This window comes from Streptomyces sp. NRRL F-5122, assembly GCF_001507435.1.
GTDB classification, from domain to species: Bacteria; Actinomycetota; Actinomycetes; order Streptomycetales; family Streptomycetaceae; genus Streptomyces; species Streptomyces lannensis.
In genome coordinates this window covers 1-536 of the sequence record NZ_LMWH01000120.1, presented here as the reverse complement: position 1 = coordinate 536, position 536 = coordinate 1, and the positions used below count along the sequence as shown (strand labels likewise).

Below are 536 nucleotides of genomic sequence, written 5' to 3'. Positions count from 1 at the left end.
GGTGGCGGGAAGTACATGACCCGGTCCGACCGCATCCGCCCCAACAGCTCGACGGGCCGGTCGGAGAGCAGGAAAGCCAGACGGGTGACGTCATAGCCGGCATCCACGACGACCAGGACGGGAAGGTCACCGTCCGTCCACTGCCCTGCCGCACATAACCGCTGGACCACCTCCCGGATCTGGTCCGCGGTGACGGCGGTCTCGTCGTCGCAGGGACGGAGACGGATCACATCCAGGATGGTGGTCCACGAGGTCCGCCCGGGTTCCAGGGCGGCTACGAAGGAGTAGGGCCAGCCAGGGATCATCTGGGCCGAGCCCTTGCCCCGGCCATAGGTGTGGCAGAACAGCCGATCTGGGCTGGTATTCGCGTCCGGCCGCAGCCAGTTGCTGACATCGACCGCCAGGACGATCCGCCCATCCGCAGCCCGGGGCAAAGCCAGTCCAGCCAAAGCCCTGCGCAGCCGCGCCACATCCAGCCGCCCGCAATTCAACCCGCCATACAGAGCACCATGACCACGCCGGTGCTCAGGAGCCAG

1 protein-coding gene is annotated in these 536 nt (G+C 67.5%); it reads right to left on the bottom strand.

The features are described from left to right. Positions 1-536, bottom strand: a 536-nt coding sequence (locus ADL25_RS15490; RefSeq protein WP_199839163.1) for a transposase, incomplete at both ends; no start/stop codon positions are given.